The organism is Mycobacterium marinum, from assembly GCF_003391395.1.
In the GTDB taxonomy this organism is placed as follows: Bacteria; Actinomycetota; Actinomycetes; order Mycobacteriales; family Mycobacteriaceae; genus Mycobacterium; species Mycobacterium marinum.
Map to the genome: position 1 here is coordinate 5,586,749 of NZ_CP024190.1, position 20,679 is coordinate 5,607,427.

Consider the following 20,679-nt stretch of genomic DNA (forward strand, 5'->3'; position numbering starts at 1 on the left):
AAACTACCGCGGCGCGGGCTCTTCGCCGCTGGGCTCCATCAGCTCTCGCTGATCGCCTGCTCCGGGCAGCATTGGATGGCCTCGCGGACCGCTTCCTCCAATTCCATTGGAACATCGGATGTTATCGCCACCGCGTAACCGTCATCGGTCAGGCTGAACACCTCCGGGCACAAGGTCAGGCACATGCCGTGACCCCGACAGCGTTGATCGTCCACCCGGACCTTCATGCGGGCGTGAAATCCAAATGCAGCTCGGTCAGGCCGCGCAGGATGTAGGTCGGAACATATTGGTAGCGGCGGTCATTCGCCGGTCCGTGCACCCGCTCGCTGATCGTGATGTCAGCCGTTCGGTCCAGCAGGCGCTCGATGGCGACCCGGGTTTCGGCGCGCGCCAAGGGCGCCCCCGGGCAGCTGTGGATCCCCCGCCCGAACGAGAGGTGCTGGCGGGCATTCTTGCGCGCGGGATCGAACGTCGCTGGCTCGACGAATCGTCGGGGATCCCGATTGGCCGCGGCTTGCAGCACCATCACCGTGGTGCCCGCGGGCAGGTCGACTTCGCCCACGGTGGTCGGGACCCGCGACAACCGGAAGTCTCCCTTGACCGGGCTCTCGACGCGCAGGGCCTCTTCGATGAAGTTCGGGATCAAGCTGCGGTCCCTGCGCAGCTGCTGCTGAATGTCCGCACGCTCACCGATGATCTGCAGGGCGGCGCCCAGTAGCCGCACCGTGGTCTCCTGGCCCGCCGAAAAGACGTTGCAGGCAACGCGAGCCACGTCCTCGACATCGGGGACGGTGCCGTCCGGGAAGGTCGCGGTGGCCAGGCCGGTCAGCACGTCCTCGCGAGGTTCGCGTCGACGGTCGCGCACGTAGTCGGCGAAGGCTCCGTAGAGGAATTCCAGCGGGTTGTGCGCCAAGGCCTCTTTGCCGGTGCCTCCGACACCGCCACCGGCGTGGTGGTGGATGTTGCTGACAAAGGTTTGGCGATCTTCGGGCGGCACGCCCAAGAGATCGGCAATCACCAGCAGCGTGAACGGGCTCGCAAAGCCTTTGATGAACTCGCCCTCCCCCGCGGCCAGATAGTCGTCGAGCACCCGATCGGCGAGCACCCACATGGCGTCTTCGTTTTCCTTGAGCCGCTTCGGGGTGATCAGCCGCATCAACAGGGCGCGATGGTTGGTGTGGGTCGGCGGGTCCAACGTCGGCAACTGGTCGCTGAACGGCAACTCGCTGCGGTGCCGCTCGATCAGCTCGGTGACATCGTCGCCTTCCAGCGGTACCGGGAAGCCGGGAAACGGCCCGGTCACCGAGATGCACGAGGAAAACGTCTCGGCGTCGTTCAAGACGCTGACGGCTTCGCCCCAGCCGGTCACCATGGTCACCCCGTGGTGGCCCTCGCCGGTGACCGGGCAACGCTGGCGGAGAGTCTCGTAATAGGGGTAGGGGTTCTCGACGAGCCCGCTGTCGCGGAAGAAATCCGGCTCGGCACAATCATTCATGAGAACCTTCCTCTCAAAGATGATCATGACATTTCCATAGCGGATCCGTCGGCGTCAATGCACCCAACCACCGAGCGTGCGGTGACTACACCGGCACGAACTCGCAGGTCAGGCCGGAACCAAATCGGCGGCGACCGAGTCCCGCGCCACCAGTCCGCTGCGGAATATCTCGCTGCCGTCGACCGCACCCGGTGCCGCCGCGGCAGCGGCCAGCGCGGCGGCCTTGAAGGTCCGGGCGGCCGCGCTCAGCGGATGCAGCACGCGGCTAACGCTGGCCTCCAGCTCGGCCGGCCAGGATTCCCCCCACAGCGTCACCTCGGTGACGCCATGATCGATGGCTTGCAGCACACCGCGCCGCACTCGTGGGTCGCAACCAAATAGATCCGCCCCGGCCGCCAATGCCTGCGGACGCGGCCGGGTTGCCGCCGACGCCAGCGCACATTCGAGGTCCAGCGTCTGGGCTCCGAGAATGTGCAGCGGCCGATCATCGAGGTGGTCGGCGACCAGCACGGTGACATCCCACCCGGCCATGGCCCGGTCGAAAAGCCAGCCGCCGGCATATCGCACCACGTCGATGACCGTGGAGGCGACGACGTCGAGTCGATATCTCATGTCGTGCTCGGCAGGGAAAAGTCGCGCGCGAGTGCCTCGGCGTACTCCTTGAACACCTCGGTCAGCGGTATCGAAGGATCGAGCAACCATGTCATTTCCATTCCGTGGATGAAGGCAAGGATCTCCACTGCTTTGACGGTCGGAGCTAGGTCGGCGCGATACCGGCCAGCCTCCTGACCACGACGGATGGCCTCGGCGACGATCTCGCACGCGTCGCGCTGGCGGGACACCAGGCGGTCATGTAGCGGGGCATCGGGGTCGATGTTCTCGGCCAGCAGCACGGTGAAGGTACCGACCAGTTCGGGCGCCCGGGTGAAGCGATCGGCGACCTGGGCAATCTCGCCGATCAGGTCACCCAAGCGATCGGCATGCGCGTCGTCATCGAGGTCACGCGCATCCAGCACCGCATGCAACAGCTGTTCTTTGGATTCGAAGTGATGCAGCAGACCCGCAGGGGTCACGCCCGCTTCCCCGGCGATCTGAGCCAAGGTCGTGTTGCGCCAGCCGTTGCGCGATAGCAGTCGCTGAGCAACGCCCAGGATGCGCTGTTTGCGATCCTCGCCTTTGGCGAGAAGCGTGTCGTACGGCCGCACTTCAGGCACTGGATTCCCTCTGAACCGCGTGGGCTAACCAACCTAGTGAATACACAGTAGGTTGGTTTGCGCCGCGATGGCAAGGGCGTCATTTTTGCCTTGTCGGCTACGCCTAGCTGAGGAGCTCGACCAGGGTGGCGTTGGCGGTACCCCCGCCTTCACACATGGTCTGTAGCCCATAACGAATGCCGTTGTCGCGCATGTGGTGCACCATCCGTGTCATCAGCACCGCGCCCGAGGCACCCAGCGGGTGTCCGAGCGCGATGGCGCCACCCAGCGGATTCAGCCGCCCCGGGTCCGCCCCGGTTTCCGCGAGCCAAGCCAGCGGTACCGGCGCAAAGGCTTCGTTCACCTCGAAGACCCCGACCTCGTCCAGCGAGACTCCGGACTTGCCGAGCACCTTCTCGGTCGCCGGAATCGGGCCGGTCAGCATCAGCACCGGGTCGGCGCCGGTGACCGCGCCGGCGCGGTACCGCACGATCGGCGTCAAGCCGAGCTCCAGCGCCATTTCCGAGGTGGTCACCAGTAGCGCCGCGCAACCATCGGAGATCTGTGAGGAGTTGCCGGCGTGGATCAACCCATCCTCGACGAACGCCGGCTTGAGGCCGGCCAGCTTCTCCACGGTGGTCCCCCGTCGAACCCCCTCGTCGGTATCGACAACGGTGGCGGCTGCGGGAAATACGGGCACGATCTGGTCGGTGAAGGCGCCGCGATCCTGGGCGGCGGCGGCCCGTTGGTGCGACAGGGTGGAGTACTCGTCGAGCCGATCCCGGGAGAATCCCCACTTCTTGGCGATCAGCTCGGCCGACAAACCCTGGTTGAACGAGAAATTGTCATACCGAGCCAATACTTTCGGGCCATAGGGCATCCCGGTCGCCCTGGCCGCTCCAAGAGGAACCCGGCTCATCACCTCGACGCCGCCGGCAACCACGACGTCTTGCTGGCCCGACATCACCGCCTGCACCGCGAAATCGAGGGCCTGCTGGCTTGATCCGCAGGCCCGGTTGACGGTGGCACCGGGAATGGTCTCCGGCCAGCCCGCGGCCAAGACCGCGTAGCGGCCGATGTTGCTGGACTGGTCGCCGACCTGCGAGACGCAGCCCCAAATCACGTCATCGACTATCTCCGGACCGACACCAGCGCGTTCCAGTAATTCGTTGAGGACGACGGCCGACAAATCGGCGGCGTGCATGCCGGACAGTCCTCCGTTGCGCTTCCCCACCGCCGTGCGCACGGCCTCGACAATGACTGTCTCACGGCCTGTTCCACCCATGTCCGGCTCCCATCACCCGTTGATCGCCGAGCGTGCCCTGAGCGCGAAAAAGTCGCGGTGCATGCACGTTCGGCGCGCAGCAAGCCTAGTTGGTCTCAGTAGCTGCGCGGCAGCTTCAACACATGTGAACCAAGGAAATTCAAGATCATCTCCTGACTGACCGGCGCGATCTTCATCAACCTCGCCTCCCGGAAGTACCGCGCAACGTGATACTCCTCCGCGTAGCCCATGCCGCCGTGGGTCTGCAGGGCTCGGTCCGCGGCGGCGAACCCCGCATCCGCGCACAGGTACTTGGCCGTATTGGCTTCGCGTCCACAGGGTTTGCCGTTGTCGTAGAGCCAGGTCGCCTTGCGCAGCATCAGCTCGGCAGCGTCCAGCCGGGCCAGCGAGTCCGCGAGCGGGAACTGCAGGCCCTGGTTCATGCCGATCGGCCGGCCGAATACCTCCCGCTCGTTGCCGTATTTGACCGCCTTGTCCAGCGCCACCCGGCCGATTCCGAGCGCCTCGGCCGCGATCAGCATCCGCTCGGGGTTCAGCCCGTCCAGGATGTACTGAAACCCGTTGCCTTCCTCACCAATTCGATCCTCGACGGGGATCTCCAGGTTGTCGATGAACAGTTCGTTGGAGCTCACGGCATTGCGGCCCATCTTGCTGATCGGCCGCACCTCCACCCGGCTGCGGTCGAGGTCGGTAATGAACAGGGTCATCCCGTCGGTCTTCTTCTTGACCTCGTCATAGCTTTGGGTACGAGTCAGCAGCAGAATCTTGTCGGACTCCAACGCCTTGGAGATCCACACCTTTCGCCCGTTGACCACGTAGCGGTCGCCGTCCCGCTTGGCGAAGGTGGTGATGCGCGACGTGTCCAGCCCCGCACCGGGCTCGGTCACCCCGAAGCAGACGTGGGTTTCCCCGGTCGCCACCGACGGCAGGGTGCGCGCCTTGAGTTCGTCTGAACCGTGCACGACGACCGGCTGCATGCCGAAGATCGACAGGTGAATCGAGCTGGCGGCGTTCATCGCGCCACCGGACTTGGCGACCTCCTCGAGCAGGATCGTGGCCTCGGTGATGCCCAGCCCGTGGCCGCCGTACTCGGTCGGGATCGTCATGCCCAGCCAACCGCCGTCGGCGATGGCACGGTAGAACTCGGCCGGAAATTCGTGCGCCTGATCTTTTTCCATCCAGTAGTGGTCGTCGAACCTCGACGCCAACTCGGCGACCGATCGCCGGATCAGCCCCTGGTCCTCGGTCAGCTCGAAATCCATTCCACCGCTCCCTATCCACTGCTCCCTATCCACTGCTCCCTATCCACCGCGAGCAGACGCAAAATCACGCAGTCGCCACCCAAAGTATGCGATTTTGTGTCTGCTCACCGGGCAGTGGCGGGCCTCAGTCCTTGTTGCCGGTCAACGCCTTCGCGTTGGCGGTGAACTCGGCCACCGACGAGCCCGACCGCGCATCCTTGTGATGACTCAGCGCCCGCACGGACACGTCGTGCCCTTCGGCGGCCTTGCGCAATGCGCCCACCGTCGCCTGCTCGCGAGTGATGTGGCTGAACGGGTCGAACGAGTACCAGCGCATCGCGTTCTCGTAGGTCATCTTGTTGATCTCGCCATCGGGGACATCGTTCACCGACAGGACATCCCACAGTTCCTCCGGCGCGCCCGGCCACATCGAGTCGCTGTGCGGGTAGTCGGCCTCCCAGGCGATGTTGTCGATGCCGATCATGTTGCGTAGCGCCACGCCCACCTTGTCGCTGATGAAGCAGGTGAGGAAGTGCTCACGGAACACCTCGCTGGGGATCTTGCCGCCGAAGTTCTGGTGCGTCCACGTCGAGTGCATCTCGAAAGTCCGGTCCGCGCGCTCCAGGAAGTACGGGATCCACCCGGTGCCACCTTCGGAGAGCGCGATCTTGAGGTCCGGGTACTCCTTGATCGGCCGCGACCACAACAGATCCGCGGCGGCCTGCACGATGTTCATCGGCTGCAGCGTGATCATCACATCCATCGGCGCGTCGGGCGCGGTGATCGCCAGCCGGCCCGAGGACCCGATGTGGATATTCATCATCGTGTTGGTGTCGCACAATGCTTTCCACAGCGGGTTCCAGTACTCATTGTGAAAACTCGGGTACCCCATCGCGGCGGGGTTCTCGGTGAAGGTCAGCGCGTGCACACCCTTGTTCGCGACGCGGCGCACTTCGGCGGCGCACGCCTCGGCGTCCCAGATCACCGGTATGGCCATCGGGATGAATCGCGCCGGGTAGGCCCCACACCACTCGTCGATGTGCCAGTCGTTGTAGGCCTGCACCAGCGCGACCGAGAAGTCCGGGTCTTCGGTGGCGAACAGTCGCCCGGCAAAGCCCGGAAACGACGGGAAGCAAATCGACGCCAGAATGCCCCCGGCGTTCATGTCCTTGATTCGTTCGTCGACGTTGTAGCAACCGGGCCGAATCTCGTCGAGGCCCTGCGGTTCCAGCCCGTACTCCTCCTTGGGCCGGCCGGCCACCGCATTGAGCGCCACATTCGGGATGACGGTGTCGCGGAACTTCCACATGTCCGAACCGTCGGGGTTGTGCACCAGCCGGGGAGCATCGTCGAGGTACTTGGCCGACAGGTGGTTCTTGAACATGTTCGGCGGCTCCACGGTGTGGTCGTCGACACTGATCAAGATCATGTCCTCTTTGTTCATAGCCGTACCTCTTTCCGCAGTCTTCCTGCCGTCTCCCTGAAGCTCCCGAATATCGGATGCGCGGCCACCGAACGGGCATCGGCGAGCTGCCACCTGCCTCCAGGCCCTCTGCCTGAAAACTATCTTCTCGCGATTCGAGAATCAACATTCAGCAGTTCGCCGCAAAACCCGACCTGCCGCGCCAGACCCGGGGCGGCGACGGCAGGCAGCGGCGCCCGCGCGAGCATTGACCGGCAAGACGAATCGTGCAAGTCTATTACTAATAAATGAGAATGTAATTCTCATTAGCCGAGAGGGCACTGGGACAACGCCGAGAGGAGCCGGCCGGATGCGCCTGCCGCCGCTGCCCGCCGATCAGTGGGACGAGGCTGTCCAGCGCTCCCTGTCGGTGATCTTGCCCGCGCAACGCTGCAATCCGCGCGACGCCGGAAACGCGCTGTCGACGTTTGCCAACCACCCCGCGCTGGCCAAGGCGTTTCTGCGGTTCAACACCCACTTGTTGTTCGCCTCCACCCTGCCCGCCCGGGTTCGCGAACTCGCCATCCTGCGGGTCGCGCACCGCCGCGCTTGCGCCTATGAGTGGACCCACCATGTGGCCCTGGCCGAACAGGCCGGCATCAGCGGTGACGAGATAGCCGCGGTTCGCCGGGGCGAGGCCACCGACGACTTCGAACGCGCCGTCTTGACCGGGGTCGACGAACTCGACGAGAACTCCGAACTGTCCGACCAAACCTGGGCGGCACTCGGCGAACACCTCGATGACCGCCAACGCATGGACTACGTCTTCACGGTCGGCTGCTACGCGCTACTGGCCATGGCTTTCAACACTTTTGGCGTGCAGCTCGAAGAGCTGGAACAAGATCGCGCAGAGAGGTAGCAGGACCTTGCCGCACTTCACCAAACCGGCTGCCGGGAGCTGGACGCAAAACTATCCGGAGCTGGGCACCGCGCCGGTCGACTACACGGACTCCATCGACCCGCAGTACTTTGCCGACGAACAGCGGGCGATCTTTCGGCGCACCTGGCTCAACGTCGGCCGCATCGAACGCCTCCCCCGCACCGGTAGCTACTTCACCAAGGAGCTGCCGTCCGCCGGAGCCGGGATGTCGGTGATCGTCGTCAAGGGCAAGGACGGCGTGATCCGGGCCTTCCACAACATCTGCCGGCATCGGGGCAACAAGTTGGTGTGGAACGACTTTCCGCATGAGGAGACCGCCGGCACCTGCCGGCAGTTCACCTGCAAATACCACGCTTGGCGCTACGGTCTCGACGGCGAACTGACCTTCATTCAGCAGGAGGATGAGTTCTTCGACGTCGACAAGAGCCAATACGGTCTCAAGTCGGTGCGTTGCGAGGTATGGGAAGGCTTCATCTTCATCAACCTCGACCCAGCCGCAGCACCGCTGTCCGAATACCTGGGTTCGATGGCCAAGGGCCTGCAGGGCTATCCCTTCCACGAAATGACCGAGGTCTATTCCTACCGGGCCGAAGTCGGCAGCAACTGGAAGCTGTTCATCGACGCGTTCGCCGAGTTCTACCACGCCCCGGTGCTACACCAGGGGCAGTACACCAAAGAGGAAGCCGCCAAGATCATGAAGTACGGGTTCGAGGCCCTGCATTACGAGCTGGCGGGCCCGCACGCGATGATCTCGGTTTGGGGCGGCCAGTCGCCGCCCGCGGACCTGAAGATGGTCAAGCCGATGGACCGGGTGCTGCGCAGCGGCTTGTTCGGTCCGTGGGACCGCCCCGCCCCGATCACCGACCTCGAGGAATTGCCGCCCGGCATCAACCCGACCAAAGCCAAGCAGTGGGGCATCGATTCGTTCCTGTTCTTTCCGAATTTCATGCTGCTGATCTGGGAGCCGGGCTGGTATCTGACCTATCACTACTGGCCGACGACGGTTGACAAACACATCTTCGAGACCACGCTGTATTTTGTGCCCCCCAGAAACGCGCGGGAACGATTGGCCCAGGAGTTGGCGGCGGTGACGTTCAAGGAATACGCGCTGCAGGACTCCAACACCTTGGAGGCCACCCAAACGATGATCGGTACCGGGGTCGTCAAGGACTTTCCACTGTGCGATCAGGAAATCCTGCTCCGACATCTACACAAGATGACCGGCGACTACGTAAAGGAATACCGCAACAATGGCCACGCCAAATAAGCTGCCCGCCCAGTTCGCCGACCTCGAGCCGTACCTGGATTGGGACCTGGCCACCGAGCCGCAACGTTATGCCAAGCGCCTGGCCTCATCCATGTCGCAGATGCAGGGCTTCTACGACACCGCCTTTCCCCGGCTGGAAGACGTGATCGCCTACTGCGACCAATTCCCGTTGGACGAATTGCCGGAGGACGCGCGAACACTCATGCACATGATGCAGTCGCTGGTCATGGTGTCGTTTCCGGTAGAGGCGTGGAAGCAGCCCCGGGTCCCCGACAGCGGCGCCGCCTGGGTCGAGCTGATCAGGGAACCGGTGGTTTGACCGGTGCTCACGCTCAAGGCTGCCGGACTGCTTGACGTCGACGCCGGCGAAATCCTGGCGCCGGCCGTCGTGCGCGTCGAAGGCGACCGGATTGCCGGTGTCGGCGGGGACCCCGAGGGCGACGTAATCGACCTCGGCGACCAGATCCTGTTACCCGGGCTGATGGACATGGAGGTCAACCTGCTGATGGGCGGGCGCGGCGAGAAGCCCGGCCTGTCCCAGGTCCAGGATGACCCGCCGACTCGGATGCTGCGCGCCGTCGGAAACGCCCGCCGCACGCTACGCGCCGGGTTCACCACGGTGCGCAACCTGGGGCTATTCGTCAAGACCGGCGGCTACCTCCTCGATGTCGCGCTGGGCAAGGCCATCGATGCCGGCTGGATCGACGGCCCACGAATCGTGCCGGCCGGACACGCCATCACCCCTACCGGCGGGCATCTGGACCCCACCATGTTCGCCGCGTTCGCCCCCCATGTGCTGGAGCTGACGATCGAGGAAGGCATCGCCAACGGCGTTGACGAGATCCGCAAGGCGGTGCGCTACCAGATCAAACACGGCGCCCAGCTGATCAAGGTGTGCTGTTCGGGCGGGGTGATGTCGCTAACGGGACCGCCAGGTGCACAACACTATTCCGACGAAGAACTACGCGCCATCGTCGACGAGGCACACCGGCGGGGGTTGCGCGTCGCCGCGCACACGCACGGTGCCGACGCCGTCAAGCACGCGGTCATCGCCGGCATTGACTGCATCGAGCACGGATTCCTGGTCGACGATGAGGCGATCGCGATGATGGTCGAGCACGGCACGTTCCTGGTGAGCACCAGGCGCCTGGCCGATGCCGATGCGATGGACATCTCGCACGCTCCACCCGAGCTGCAGGCCAAGGCGGCCGAGATGTTCCCGAGGTCGCGTGAGTCGATACTGGCCGCCTATCAAGCCGGCGTGAAGATCGCGATCGGTACCGATGCTCCGGCAATACCGCACGGGCGCAATGCCGATGAGCTCGTCACGCTTGTGCATTGGGGGATGCCGCCGCTGGCCGTGCTGCGGGCGGCAACGGTGACCGCGGCAGAGCTGATCAACGTCACCGATCGCGGTCGGCTCGCGGCGGGCCAGCTCGCCGACATCATCGCCGTTGCGGGAAATCCGTTGGATGACATCACAGTTACCCGCAGCGTCGGCTTTGTCATGAAAGGCGGCAAGGTTTATGCCCACCAAGACTGACGACCTGGTCGAGATTCAGCAGTTGTTGGCCCGGTACGCGGTGACCATCACACAGAGCGATATCGAGGGCCTGGTAGCCGTTTTCACCCCGGACGGAACCTACAGCGCCTTCGGCGACACCTATGGCCTCGATCGGTTCCCGGACCTGGTGGCCGCCGCGCCAAAAGGCTTGTTTCTCACGGCAACCGCGGTCGTCGAGCTAGCCGGTGATTCGGCCACCGGCACCCAACCACTTTGCTTCATCGAACATGCCACCCATGACATGCGTATCGGTTACTACCGCGACACGTATGCCCGCACCGCCGATGGCTGGCGGCTTAAAACCCGGGCAATGACCTTCATTCGCCGCAGCGGCGTGCACGATTCGGGACGTCCGCATGCCGTCGGCCGTCCGCAACCGTGACCGTCGATATCGGGCGGTTCCGGGCGGATCTGCGCACCTGGCTCGACGATAATGAGATGACCCCCGGACCCGACCATTCGTTGCGGGGCCACATGCAACAGTTGGCCCGAGTGCACGGCGCGCTGTATGAAGCCGGATGGATGCGTTACGGCTGGCCCACCGAAGTCGGCGGGCTCGGTGGACCGGCGCTGCTGCGCGCGATCGTCGGTGAGGAGGTGGTCGGGCGCCGGCTGGCCGAACCTGGCCCCTACTCCATGGCCGAGGTGCTGGCACCGACGCTGATCGACTACGCACCCAAAGGGTTGGCGGCGGAAATGGTGCCGCGGCTGCTCAGCGGTCGCGAGCAATGGTGTCAGGGATTCTCCGAACCGGGGTCGGGCAGCGACCTGGCATCGCTGTCCACCCGCGCGACCCCTCGCGGCGACGATTGGATCATCAACGGGCAGAAGGTGTGGACCAGCTTCGCGCAGTTCTGCACGCGTTGCATTCTGCTCACCCGTACCGCGCCTGGGCATGAGGGAATCACCGCGTTCTTTGTCGATCTGGACACGCCGGGGATCACCGTCCGGCCGTTGCGCACCATGCACGGGGTCGACGAATTCTGCGAGGTGTACTACGACGACGTGGTGATCCCGTCCGGCCGGATGCTCGGCCGGCCCGGTGATGGCTGGCGGCTGGCGATGGACCTGCTCCCCTATGAACGCTCAACCTGCTTTTGGCAGCGCATCGCCTATCTGTATTCCCGGCTCGACGAACTCATCGCCGACACCGCTGCCACCAGCTCTGCACTCGACGAGTTCGACCTTGGTGCGGCATATCTGGGACTGCATACCCTGCGCTGCCGTTCCCGTGACACACAGCACCGCCTGGCCGGCGGCTCGCGACTCGGGCCGGAGACTTCGATTGACAAGGTTCTCTTGGCGACCGCCGAGCAACGCCTCTACGACACCGTCCGCGACCTGCTGCCGGCAACGCTGGAACTCGACGACACCCCGTGGCGCCCGGAATACCTCTATTCACGTGCGGCCACCATCTATGGCGGGACCGCCGAAATCCAGCGCAACATCATCGCGCGCCGGCTGCTCGGACTGGGCAGCGAGGGATGAGCGCGAGATAGCGAGGACCAGTGGATCTCACCGACCCCGAATCGCTGCGACTGCTGGCGGACTCGCTGAAAACCGTAGTCACACAGCACCCGTCGCCGTCGGGCGGCGGGCTGGATGCGGCGTTGCAGGCCCTCGGCTGGCTCGACATGCTCGACGAGATTCCCGGCACTGCCGTTCCCTTGGTGTTTGCCATGCTCGGCGAGAACGGTGTGCATGCGCCGCTCGTCAATGACGTCGTGGCGCGTGCCGCCGGCTGCCCGGGTGGCGGCACCGTGCCGCTACCGTTTGCGGGCGGATCCTGGGTGATCTGGTCGCGCGGAGATCAGGCCGGTTCCGTGTTGGATGGTGAACTACCGATACTCCGGGTGGAACCGGCCGATCCGCTGCCACCCGCCGCACTGGCCGCGGGCCGAAGCGCGGTGGGCTGGTGGCTGGCCGGCGCCAGCCGGGCCATGCTGGAGCTGGCCCGCCGGCATGCACTGGACCGAAACCAGTTCGGGCACCCCATCGCCGCGTTTCAGGCGGTCCGGCACCGGCTGGCCGAGGCGCTGGTCGCGATCGAAGGCGCCGAAGCGACCCTTCGGGCCGCCACGGACCAGCCTGACGAATTGGCCTGTCTGCTGGCCAAAGCCGCGGCCGGCCAGGCCGCACTGACCACCGCCCGCCATTGCCAGCAGGTGCTTGCCGGCATCGGCTTCACCGCGGAACATCAGCTGCATCACCACGTCAAGCGTTCCCTGGTGCTCGACGGGCTGCTCGGCAGTTCGCGCGAGCTCACCCGCGAGGCGGGTGCGGTCCTGCGGACCAAAGGATTTGCTCCCCGGCTAGCTCAACTCTGATTTCTTCGACAGCAACCGCGATGCCGAGCTGCCAACGTTACGGCTGGTCAGTGGAATCGGCTTAGGTGGCAGCAGCGGCGATCACCGGTTGTGGCCCGACCCCGGGCCCACCCCGCGACTGGCCCTGCCCCTAGTGTTCTGCGCCGAACTGTCCGGACAGCCGGCCGTGGCGCTCTGCCGAATCCTGGTTCAGACCAATGATTTCGACGCATCGGCCCTTGGCTTGGTATTTGGTGATGATGGCGTCGAGTGCGGCCACGGTGGAGGCGTCCCAGATGTGGGACTGCGACATGTCGATCACCACGTTGTCCGGGTCGTCGACGTAGTTGAATTGGTAAACCAAGTCGTTGCTCGAGGCGAAGAACAATTCACCGCTAACTCGGTAGACCACCGTGTCAGCGGCGCCGCCGGTGTCTGATTCCACGATTCTTTCCACCGTCATGAAGTGAGCAACACGCCGCGCAAAGAGCACCATCGCGGTCAAGACACCGGCAACGACGCCGTAAGCGAGGTTGTGGGTTGCCACGGTGACCACCACGGTGGCGAGCATGACCAGCGTTTCGCTGCGCGGCATCCGACGTAGCGTCGCGGGGGCAATGCTGTGCCAGTCCATCGTGCCGACCGAGACCATGATCATCACCGCGACCAGTGCCGCCATCGGAATGAGCGCGACCACGTCGCCGAGGCCGACGACCAGGCCCAACAGGAACAGGCCGGCGAGGAAGGTCGAGATCCGGGTGCGAGCACCGGAGACCTTCACGTTGATCATGGTCTGGCCGATCATTGCGCAGCCGCCCATTCCGCCGAAGAAGCCCGTGACAACGTTGGCAACGCCCTGCCCCCAGGCCTCCCGGGTTTTGTTGCTGTGGGTGTCGGTGATGTCGTCAACGAGCTTGGCCGTCAGCAACGATTCCAGCAACCCGACCAACGCCATTGCCAGCGCATACGGGCCGATGATGGACAGGGTTTCCAGTGCGAACGGGACGTGGGGCACCAATAGGGTCGGCAGGCTGGACGGCAACTGGCCTTCGTCGCCGACGTTGGGAATCTCGACGGAGAACGCGACCGCGGCGGCCGTCAAGACCACGATCGCGACCAAAGGAGCTGGGACAACGGTGGTCAGTTTTGGCAGGAACACCATCAACAGCAAACCAACGATGACAAACGGATAGACCACCGCCGGCACTCCCAGTAGGTGGGGCAGCTGTGAGAGGAATATCAAGATCGCGAGCGCATTGACGAAGCCGACCATCACGCTGCGTGGGATGAACCGCATCAACCGAGCGACCCCCAGCAAGCTGAGCGTGATCTGCAAAAGGCCCGCCAAGATCACCGCGGCGATGAAGTAGTCGGCCCCGTGTTCACGCGCCAGCGGCGCGATCACCAACGCAATGGCGCCGGTGGCCGCGGAGATCATGGCCGGGCGCCCGCCCACCACAGCGATGGTCACCGCCATGGTGAAAGAGGCGAAAAGCCCCACTCGAGGGTCCACCCCGGCGATGATCGAAAAGGAGATTGCTTCAGGGATCAGCGCCAGAGCAACCACCAAACCGGCGAGCACCTCGGTCCGCAGACGAGTCGGCGAACGCAGTGCGGCCAGCACCGCGGTACTGGGATCGCCCGCCTCGCGAATCGTTGGGACAGCCGAAACCTGTTGGGAAGACAAAGCACTCCGTTCAGCTCGCGCGTAGCCAAGGGCCCGGCGCGGCGCGAAGATCGATTTGGGCGGCAGACGCGTCGACGCACCAATGCGGACGACCGGCCGAGAGGACTCGGATCGGCCCACTGCCGGACTGGATCCTACCCTTTCCCGAGGGGAGAGTTGGAATTTCGTGGGCCAGATCACGGCACCACCAGATCCAGCCCAGCCACCGGGTCGGCGGCTAAATCGGTTCATACACGGTCATTTTCGGGACAAACGTAGCCATGAATTCCGGCATGCCGATGTAAGGCGAGCCGATACCGCCTAACCGCGCGGCAGGCCGAGTATCCGTTCAGCGATGATGTTGCGCTGAATTTCAGAGGTGCCTCCGGCGATGGTGCCGGCGAAGCTACGCGCGTAGCGGTCGAACCAGCTGCCATAGTGGTTGTCCAGGTTCAACGCAGCGATGGGTGCCGTGATCGAGGGGTGCACCAGACCGTCGCCGCCTGCCGAGTCGAGCGCATCTTCGCAGGCACGCTGCAAAGCCTCCGAGCCCAGCAGCTTGAGCACCGACTGCGCGGGCACATCCTCCTGTCCACGCGCCGCCGAGGCCAGTGTCGCGGACCCGAGCAGTCGCATCGCCTGGGTATCCATCACCAACGTGGCGTAGCGATCCCGTTGCAGCACGCCCGCTGGATTGAAATCGGTTGCCAATTCGCCCAACAGGTTGGCATATCCCAGCCACAGCATCGTGCGTTCGTGCCCAAGGGAGCCGGTCGCCACCCGCCACCCTCCGTTGAGCTCACCCACCAGGTTCTCGGCCGGCACCGCTGCGTCGGTGAAAAACACCTCATTGAAGTCGACATCGTCGTGGTCGCACACCGACGCGAATGGCCGCCGCACCACGCCGGAAGTGTCAGTCGGAATCAGCAAAGCGCTGATTCCCTTGTGCTTTGGGGCGTCAGGATCGGTACGCACGAACGTCAGCAGCACATCGGCGTCATGGGCACCTGATGTCCACACCTTCTGCCCATTGACCACAAAACGGTCCCCCTCGCCGTCGCGGTAGCGCACTGCTCGCGTCTTCAACGACGCCAGATCCGAGCCCGCGCCCGGCTCGCTCATACCCAACGACGCGGTCATCTCCGCCCGCAGGATCGGCACTGCCCAGCGCCGCTTCTGCTCCGGCGTTCCGAACGACAGCAGCGACTCCGCAATGATGCCCACGCCTTGTGGGTTGAAACTGCGATAAAGGCGGCGCCGGGCCAACTCCTGCAGATGTACGTACTGCTGCAGCAGTGAGGCATTGCGACCACCGAACTCCGGCGGATTGCCCGGGATCAACCACCCGTTGTCGAACAACAAGCGTTGCCACCGCCGCGCCCACTCCGGCACGTGCGAGCAGGACCGCGGCCGCTCCATCCCGGCCGCCTGATCGGGCAAATTCCGGTCCAGAAACGAGATGAATTCGTCGCGGAAGGCCTCGACGTCGGCATCAAAGGTCAGCTGCACAGAACTCCTCGCCGCCCACTGAAGTTGATTCTGCTTCCCAAACACGTGCGCAAGAGAATAGTATTCTCATGTTCAGGAAGTTACAATCTCTCGTACACCGTCTGTGAGGAGGTCGAGCGCAGCGATGGCACGGCGTTCTCCGGTACAGTCCAACCATGTTTTCTCCTCGCGGCAATCATCTGAGCCGCCCGTGACGAACCCGAGCGAAGAACCCGCCTGGAAGCAGCGCGCCGTCGAGCGGTCGATCAAGACCGCGAAACTGCGAGCGGCGCAGCGCGTTCAGCGTTTCCTGGACGCCGCACAGGCCATCATCATCGAAAAGGGCAGCACAGACTTCACCGTGCAGGAAGTCGTGGACCGGTCACGGCAGTCATTGCGCAGCTTCTACCTGCAGTTCGACGGCAAACACGAGCTATTGCTGGCGCTCTTCGAGGACGCACTGAGCCGGTCCGCCGACCAGATCCGCGCCGCCACCGAAACCCACGCGGATCCGCTGGAGCGACTGAAAGTGGCGGTCGAGCTCTTGTATGAGGCGTCGCGCCCCGACCCGACAGCCAAGCGACCACTGTTTACCGACTTCGCGCCGCGCCTGTTGGTAAGCCACCCGGCCGAGGTCAAAGTCGCGCACGCGCCGCTGGTGGCGTTGCTCACCGAGCTGATGGAGGCCGCGGCCGAGGCCGGCGAACTGCGAGAAGACCTCAACCCAAGACGGATAGCCGCCATGACCATGCAGACGGTCATGTTCATCGCGCAGTCCAGCGGCGGCACCGACGACGCGACGAGCCACCCCATCACCGCAGATGAAGTATGGGATTTCTGTTCACGCGGATTCGCCGCCTCCTAACACCACCCGAACAGGCCTGCCCGAGTCACCGGCCCGCTTCGTCCGCCGGTGATAATGCCCGCGCGCGTTGAATCAGCCTAACGAGAACGCTATTCTCTCCATATAAGAACTGCGATTAGCTAAAACGGATTCCTCGTTGACACTCGTTGGCGGGTGATGACAGAGTTCAGGTGCAGCACGACTCGTGTTGCACGGGCGAACGGGCAAGCACGTTCCTTCGAGAGGCGACATGGGTGACAGTGACCGCAGCGAGTGACGTCTACTTCGACCCGTACGACGTAGAGCTCAACGCGGACCCCTACCCGATGTTCCGCCGGCTCCGCGAAGAGGCGCCGCTGTACTACAACGCGCAGCACGGCTTCTACGCGCTGAGCAGGTTCGCCGATGTCGACCGGGCCATCGTCGACTATCAAACGTTCAGTTCGGCCAGGGGGGCAATCCTCGAGATCATCAAGGCCAACATCGACATCCCCGCGGGCGTACTCGTCTTCGAGGATCCGCCGGTCCACGACGTTCACCGTAAGTTGTTGTCGCGCATGTTCACCCCGCGCAAGATCAATGATCTAGAACCCAAGATCCGCGAATTCTGCGCGCGCAGTTTGGATCCCCTGATGGGCAGCGGCAGGTTCGACTTCGTCGCCGATCTCGGCGCCCAGATGCCGATGCGCGTCATCGGCATGCTGCTGGGCGTCCCAGAGGAGGACCAGGAAGCCGCCCGCGATTTCGCCACTGCCCAGCTGCGCACCGAGGCCGGCAAACCGATGAAGGCCTCCGCCGACGGCATGGTCAGCGGCGACTTCTTCGCCCACTACATCGATTGGCGCGCCGAGCATCCCTCCAGCGACATCATGACCGAACTTCTCAACGCCGAATTCGAGGACGAGACCGGGACCGTGCGTCGACTCAGACGCGATGAACTTCTCACCTATGTCAGTGTGGTGTCCGGAGCGGGCAACGAGACCACCACCCGGCTGATCGGTTGGGCCGGCAAGGTGTTGGCTGAGCATCCAGATCAGCGCCGAGCACTGGTCGAGGACCCGTCGCTGATTCCGCAGGCGGTTGAGGAACTGCTGCGCTACGAGGCACCCGCACCACACGTGGCCCGGTACGTGACCCGCGATCTGCGGTACTACGGCGAATCGGTGCCCGAAGGCAGCATCATGATGATGCTGATCGGGGCGGCCAACCGCGATCATCGCCAATTCCCGCCGGACGGTGACGTTTTCGATATCCGGCGCGAGCCACACCAACACTTGACCTTCAGCGTCGGAACCCACTACTGCCTGGGCTCGGCGCTGGCACGGCTGGAAGGCCGGATCGCGCTCGAGGAGATCCTCAAGCGCTTCCCCGAATGGGATGTCGACCTTGGTAACGCCAAGCTCTCCCCGACCTCCACCGTACGAGGCTGGGAGAGCCTGCCGGCCGTCTTCGATTGAGCCACCCCCACCTGAGGAAGTGAGGTATCCATGACTGAGCAGCTTGGCGGGCGGGTCGCGGGAAAAGTCGCGTTCATCACCGGAGCGGCTCGCGGCCAGGGCCGCAGCCATGCGGTACGTCTGGCGCAGGAGGGTGCCGACATCATCGCTGTCGACGTGTGTAAACCCATCGTGGAGAACACCACCATCCCGGCGTCCACCCCGGAGGACCTGGCCGAGACGGCCGATCTGGTCAAGGGACACAACCGCCGGATCTTCACCGCCGAGGCCGATGTGCGTGACTACGACGCGCTGAAAGCCGCGGTGGACGCCGGAGTGGACGAACTGGGCCGGCTGGACATCATCGTGGCCAACGCGGGCATCGGCAACGGCGGCGCCACGCTGGACAAGACCAGTGAACACGACTGGCAGGAGATGATCGACGTCAACCTGTCCGGGGTCTGGAAATCCGTCAAAGCCGCGGTGCCGCATCTGATTGCCGGGGGCAACGGGGGCTCGATCGTCTTGACCAGTTCGGTCGGCGGAATGAAGGCGTACCCGCACTGCGGCAATTACGTGGCGGCCAAGCACGGCGTCGTAGGCCTGATGCGGTCCTTTGCAGTTGAGTTGGGGCAACACATGATTCGGGTCAATTCGGTACACCCAACGCATGTCCGGACCCCCATGCTGCACAACGAGGGCACCTTCAAGATGTTTCGCCCGGACCTGGAGAATCCCGGTCCCGACGACATGGCACCGATCTGCCAGCTCTTCCACACCCTGCCGATTCCGTGGGTCGAGGCCGAAGACATCAGCAACGCCGTACTGTTCCTGGCCTCCGACGAGTCCCGCTACATAACCGGTGTCACCCTGCCCGTCGACGCAGGTGGCTGCCTGAAATAGGGTTCCGTCACATGGACGGATTTGCGGGACGCGGGGCGGTCATAACGGGTGGGGCGAGCGGCATCGGCTTGGCCACGGCTACCGAGTTCGCTCGGCGCGGGGCCAAGGTGGTGCTGGCCGACATCGACAAGCCGGGACTGGAGCGGTCCGTCGAACATCTGCGCGGGAAGGGTTTCGATGCGCACGGCGTGATGTGTGACGTCCGCCATCTGAGCGAGGTCAACCATCTCGCCGCCGAATCCGCCCGCCTGCTGGGGCAAATCGACGTGGTGTTCAGCAATGCCGGCATTGTCGTCGCGGGTCCGATCGCCGACATGACGCACGACGACTGGCGGTGGGTGATCGACATCGATCTGTGGGGCTCAATTCATACCGTCGAGGCGTTCCTGCCGAAGCTGCTGGAACACGGTGGACACATCGCCTTCACCGCGTCCTTTGCCGGACTGGTGCCCAACGCCGGCCTCGGCGCCTACGGCGTAGCCAAATACGGCGTCGTCGGCTTGGCCGAAACCCTCTCCCGCGAAATGAAAGACCGCGGAGTCGGGGTAACGGTGTTGTGCCCGATGGTCGTCGAGACCCGGCTGGTCTCCAACTCGGAGCGGATCCGCGGCGCGGACTACGGACTGTCATCCGCACCGCAGGTAACCGGGGACATGGGCTCCCTGCCGACACAGGACGATAGCCTGCGCGTCGACGAGCTGGCACGCCTGACGGCCGACGCCATCCTGGCCAACCGCCTCTACGTGCTGCCACACGAGGGCGCCCGCACCTCGATTCAACGCAGGTTTGCCCGCATTGACCGCACATTCGACGAGCAAGCCGCCGAAGGCTGGCGGCACTAGCCCGGACCCAGCCGGTATTCGCCAGTCTGCGGATCGCGGTACCAGCCCGCCGCGGCGTGGGTGCCACCGTCGACGTGAATTGTCTGGCCGGTGACGTAGCGCGCCATGTCAGAGGCGAGAAACACCGCGACACTTGCTATCTCATCGACATCACCGGGGCGCCCCAACGGGACCAGACTTCCTATGTGCTCCAATGCCGCGGCGTCGCCCAGCTGCGCCAGCCCCTCGGTCATCGTGATATCGGGTGCGATCGCATTCACCCGAATGCCGTGGTGCGCCAGCTCCAGTGCCGCGGTCTTGGTGTAGTTGACAACGCCCGCCTTGGCGGCGGCGTACGCCGCGTAACCAGGCGCGGCCCGCACTCCCTCGATCGAGGTGATCGCCATGATGCTGCCCGGTAGCCCCGAGGCAACCAGCCGCCGGGCCACCCGCTGGGTACACAGCAGCACATGACCTAAGTTGCTGCGGTAGAGCGCATCCCAGCCCTTCTCACTGGTCTGCAGCAGCGGCGACCAGAACACCCCGCCCACGTTGTTGACCAGGATGGTTACCTCGCCCAGTTCGGCGTGGGTTCGCTGCAGGGCGGCGTCCACCTGGTCGCCGCTGCGTACATCGATGGCGATGCCCAGGCCACCAACCTCGGCTGCGGCCTGCGCGCAGGTTTGCGGGTCCCGCTCCCATATCGCCACCGAGGCACCGAACGCCGCAAGGCCAGCGGCGACGCCACGACCAATCCCCGATCCCGCGCCGGTCACCACCGCCACCCGGCCGTTGAGCAGGACATCCGCGGGATCAATTGCCATGGTG

At 64.5% G+C, this 20,679-nt stretch carries 21 protein-coding genes; 11 read left to right on the top strand and 10 right to left on the bottom strand.

The window, feature by feature from the left end:
• Window positions 1-38: 38 nt before the first annotated feature.
• The 7 genes from CCUG20998_RS23520 to CCUG20998_RS23550 all read right to left on the bottom strand — a co-directional run bounded on the left by CCUG20998_RS23520 (window position 39) and on the right by CCUG20998_RS23550 (window position 6,658).
• A complete protein-coding gene (locus CCUG20998_RS23520; RefSeq protein WP_012396274.1) occupies window positions 39-227 on the bottom strand; it encodes a ferredoxin in 189 nt (62 codons plus the stop codon).
• A complete protein-coding gene (locus tag CCUG20998_RS23525) occupies window positions 224-1,495 on the bottom strand; it encodes a cytochrome P450 (protein ID WP_036456422.1) in 1,272 nt (423 codons plus the stop codon). Before CCUG20998_RS23525 ends, CCUG20998_RS23520 begins: the two co-directional genes overlap by 4 nt.
• A 108-nt stretch (window positions 1,496-1,603) precedes the next feature.
• Window positions 1,604-2,107 carry a hypothetical protein gene (locus CCUG20998_RS23530; protein WP_020729518.1) on the bottom strand — a complete coding sequence of 168 codons (504 nt, stop codon included), beginning with the start codon at window positions 2,105-2,107 and terminating at the stop codon, window positions 1,604-1,606.
• Window positions 2,104-2,709 carry a TetR/AcrR family transcriptional regulator gene (locus CCUG20998_RS23535; RefSeq protein WP_020729517.1) on the bottom strand — a complete coding sequence of 202 codons (606 nt, stop codon included), beginning with the start codon at window positions 2,707-2,709 and terminating at the stop codon, window positions 2,104-2,106. The genes CCUG20998_RS23530 and CCUG20998_RS23535 overlap by 4 nt, the downstream gene beginning before the upstream one ends.
• A gap of 103 nt (window positions 2,710-2,812) precedes the next feature.
• On the bottom strand, window positions 2,813-3,973 hold the full coding sequence (locus tag CCUG20998_RS23540) for a thiolase family protein (RefSeq protein WP_020729516.1): 1,161 nt from the start codon (window positions 3,971-3,973) through the stop codon (window positions 2,813-2,815).
• Window positions 3,974-4,068: 95 nt separating this feature from the next.
• Window positions 4,069-5,235, bottom strand: coding sequence for an acyl-CoA dehydrogenase family protein (locus tag CCUG20998_RS23545; RefSeq protein ID WP_036456028.1), 1,167 nt, complete (start codon window positions 5,233-5,235; stop codon window positions 4,069-4,071).
• Between the two features lie 124 nt (window positions 5,236-5,359).
• Entirely contained in the window at window positions 5,360-6,658 is a 1,299-nt protein-coding gene (locus tag CCUG20998_RS23550) for an amidohydrolase family protein (protein WP_020729514.1), read from the bottom strand.
• Window positions 6,659-6,986: 328 nt separating this feature from the next.
• On the opposite strand from CCUG20998_RS23550, the gene CCUG20998_RS23555 reads away from it, so the two are divergent.
• From CCUG20998_RS23555 to CCUG20998_RS23585, 7 genes are read left to right on the top strand one after another with little or no spacing between them, the layout of a single operon-like run.
• Complete coding sequence (locus tag CCUG20998_RS23555; RefSeq protein WP_012396281.1) at window positions 6,987-7,535, top strand: carboxymuconolactone decarboxylase family protein; 549 nt, start codon at window positions 6,987-6,989, stop codon at window positions 7,533-7,535.
• Between the two features lie 7 nt (window positions 7,536-7,542).
• Window positions 7,543-8,823, top strand: a complete 1,281-nt coding sequence (locus CCUG20998_RS23560; protein ID WP_020729513.1) for an aromatic ring-hydroxylating oxygenase subunit alpha — start codon at window positions 7,543-7,545, stop codon at window positions 8,821-8,823.
• Complete coding sequence (locus tag CCUG20998_RS23565) at window positions 8,807-9,142, top strand: hypothetical protein (RefSeq protein ID WP_012396283.1); 336 nt, start codon at window positions 8,807-8,809, stop codon at window positions 9,140-9,142. Before CCUG20998_RS23560 ends, CCUG20998_RS23565 begins: the two co-directional genes overlap by 17 nt.
• Before the next feature lie 3 nt (window positions 9,143-9,145).
• Entirely contained in the window at window positions 9,146-10,366 is a 1,221-nt protein-coding gene (locus CCUG20998_RS23570; RefSeq protein WP_020729512.1) for a metal-dependent hydrolase family protein, read from the top strand.
• On the top strand, window positions 10,350-10,769 hold the full coding sequence (locus CCUG20998_RS23575) for a nuclear transport factor 2 family protein (protein ID WP_020729511.1): 420 nt from the start codon (window positions 10,350-10,352) through the stop codon (window positions 10,767-10,769). The genes CCUG20998_RS23570 and CCUG20998_RS23575 overlap by 17 nt, the downstream gene beginning before the upstream one ends.
• A 56-nt stretch (window positions 10,770-10,825) precedes the next feature.
• Window positions 10,826-11,875 carry an acyl-CoA dehydrogenase family protein gene (locus CCUG20998_RS23580; protein WP_050674706.1) on the top strand — a complete coding sequence of 350 codons (1,050 nt, stop codon included), beginning with the start codon at window positions 10,826-10,828 and terminating at the stop codon, window positions 11,873-11,875.
• Between the two features lie 20 nt (window positions 11,876-11,895).
• Window positions 11,896-12,714 (top strand): acyl-CoA dehydrogenase family protein, encoded by an 819-nt coding sequence (locus CCUG20998_RS23585; protein WP_020729509.1) that lies wholly within the window; start codon window positions 11,896-11,898, stop codon window positions 12,712-12,714.
• 130 nt (window positions 12,715-12,844) lie between these two features.
• Here the strand turns inward: CCUG20998_RS23585 and CCUG20998_RS23590 are convergent, their stop codons facing one another.
• Both CCUG20998_RS23590 and CCUG20998_RS23595 read right to left on the bottom strand, forming a co-directional pair.
• Window positions 12,845-14,380 (bottom strand): SulP family inorganic anion transporter, encoded by a 1,536-nt coding sequence (locus tag CCUG20998_RS23590; RefSeq protein ID WP_020729508.1) that lies wholly within the window; start codon window positions 14,378-14,380, stop codon window positions 12,845-12,847.
• A 300-nt stretch (window positions 14,381-14,680) separates the two neighbouring features.
• Entirely contained in the window at window positions 14,681-15,868 is a 1,188-nt protein-coding gene (locus CCUG20998_RS23595) for an acyl-CoA dehydrogenase family protein (protein ID WP_020729507.1), read from the bottom strand.
• Window positions 15,869-16,058: 190 nt separating this feature from the next.
• Between CCUG20998_RS23595 and CCUG20998_RS23600 the strand changes: the two genes are divergently transcribed.
• From CCUG20998_RS23600 to CCUG20998_RS23615, 4 genes are all read left to right on the top strand, one after another.
• The gene (locus CCUG20998_RS23600; protein ID WP_020729506.1) at window positions 16,059-16,712 is read left to right on the top strand and encodes a TetR/AcrR family transcriptional regulator; all 654 of its coding nucleotides are present in this window, start codon (window positions 16,059-16,061) and stop codon (window positions 16,710-16,712) included.
• A gap of 233 nt (window positions 16,713-16,945) precedes the next feature.
• A complete protein-coding gene (locus CCUG20998_RS23605; protein WP_020729505.1) occupies window positions 16,946-18,148 on the top strand; it encodes a cytochrome P450 in 1,203 nt (400 codons plus the stop codon).
• Between the two features lie 30 nt (window positions 18,149-18,178).
• On the top strand, window positions 18,179-19,030 hold the full coding sequence (locus CCUG20998_RS23610; protein ID WP_012396292.1) for a mycofactocin-coupled SDR family oxidoreductase: 852 nt from the start codon (window positions 18,179-18,181) through the stop codon (window positions 19,028-19,030).
• An 11-nt stretch (window positions 19,031-19,041) separates the two neighbouring features.
• Window positions 19,042-19,872 (top strand): SDR family NAD(P)-dependent oxidoreductase, encoded by an 831-nt coding sequence (locus CCUG20998_RS23615; RefSeq protein ID WP_020729504.1) that lies wholly within the window; start codon window positions 19,042-19,044, stop codon window positions 19,870-19,872.
• On the opposite strand, the gene CCUG20998_RS23620 is transcribed toward CCUG20998_RS23615, so the two are convergent.
• Window positions 19,869-20,675, bottom strand: coding sequence for an SDR family NAD(P)-dependent oxidoreductase (locus CCUG20998_RS23620; protein ID WP_020729503.1), 807 nt, complete (start codon window positions 20,673-20,675; stop codon window positions 19,869-19,871). The genes CCUG20998_RS23615 and CCUG20998_RS23620 overlap by 4 nt on opposite strands.
• Window positions 20,676-20,679 lie beyond the last annotated feature (4 nt).

What these genes read in the sequence shown, in the direction of transcription:
- CCUG20998_RS23520 (WP_012396274.1), bottom strand. Translation starts at nt 227, where the DNA reads ATGAAGGTCCGGGTGGACGATCAACGCTGTCGGGGTCACGGCATGTGC.
- CCUG20998_RS23525 (WP_036456422.1), bottom strand. Translation starts at nt 1,495, where the DNA reads ATGAATGATTGTGCCGAGCCGGATTTCTTCCGCGACAGCGGGCTCGTC.
- CCUG20998_RS23530 (WP_020729518.1), bottom strand. Translation starts at nt 2,107, where the DNA reads ATGAGATATCGACTCGACGTCGTCGCCTCCACGGTCATCGACGTGGTG.
- CCUG20998_RS23540 (WP_020729516.1), bottom strand. Translation starts at nt 3,973, where the DNA reads ATGGGTGGAACAGGCCGTGAGACAGTCATTGTCGAGGCCGTGCGCACG.
- CCUG20998_RS23545 (WP_036456028.1), bottom strand. Translation starts at nt 5,235, where the DNA reads ATGGATTTCGAGCTGACCGAGGACCAGGGGCTGATCCGGCGATCGGTC.
- CCUG20998_RS23550 (WP_020729514.1), bottom strand. Translation starts at nt 6,658, where the DNA reads ATGAACAAAGAGGACATGATCTTGATCAGTGTCGACGACCACACCGTG.
- CCUG20998_RS23555 (WP_012396281.1), top strand. Translation starts at nt 6,987, where the DNA reads ATGCGCCTGCCGCCGCTGCCCGCCGATCAGTGGGACGAGGCTGTCCAG.
- CCUG20998_RS23565 (WP_012396283.1), top strand. Translation starts at nt 8,807, where the DNA reads ATGGCCACGCCAAATAAGCTGCCCGCCCAGTTCGCCGACCTCGAGCCG.
- CCUG20998_RS23575 (WP_020729511.1), top strand. Translation starts at nt 10,350, where the DNA reads ATGCCCACCAAGACTGACGACCTGGTCGAGATTCAGCAGTTGTTGGCC.
- CCUG20998_RS23580 (WP_050674706.1), top strand. Translation starts at nt 10,826, where the DNA reads ATGACCCCCGGACCCGACCATTCGTTGCGGGGCCACATGCAACAGTTG.
- CCUG20998_RS23610 (WP_012396292.1), top strand. Translation starts at nt 18,179, where the DNA reads ATGACTGAGCAGCTTGGCGGGCGGGTCGCGGGAAAAGTCGCGTTCATC.
- CCUG20998_RS23615 (WP_020729504.1), top strand. Translation starts at nt 19,042, where the DNA reads ATGGACGGATTTGCGGGACGCGGGGCGGTCATAACGGGTGGGGCGAGC.
- CCUG20998_RS23620 (WP_020729503.1), bottom strand. Translation starts at nt 20,675, where the DNA reads ATGGCAATTGATCCCGCGGATGTCCTGCTCAACGGCCGGGTGGCGGTG.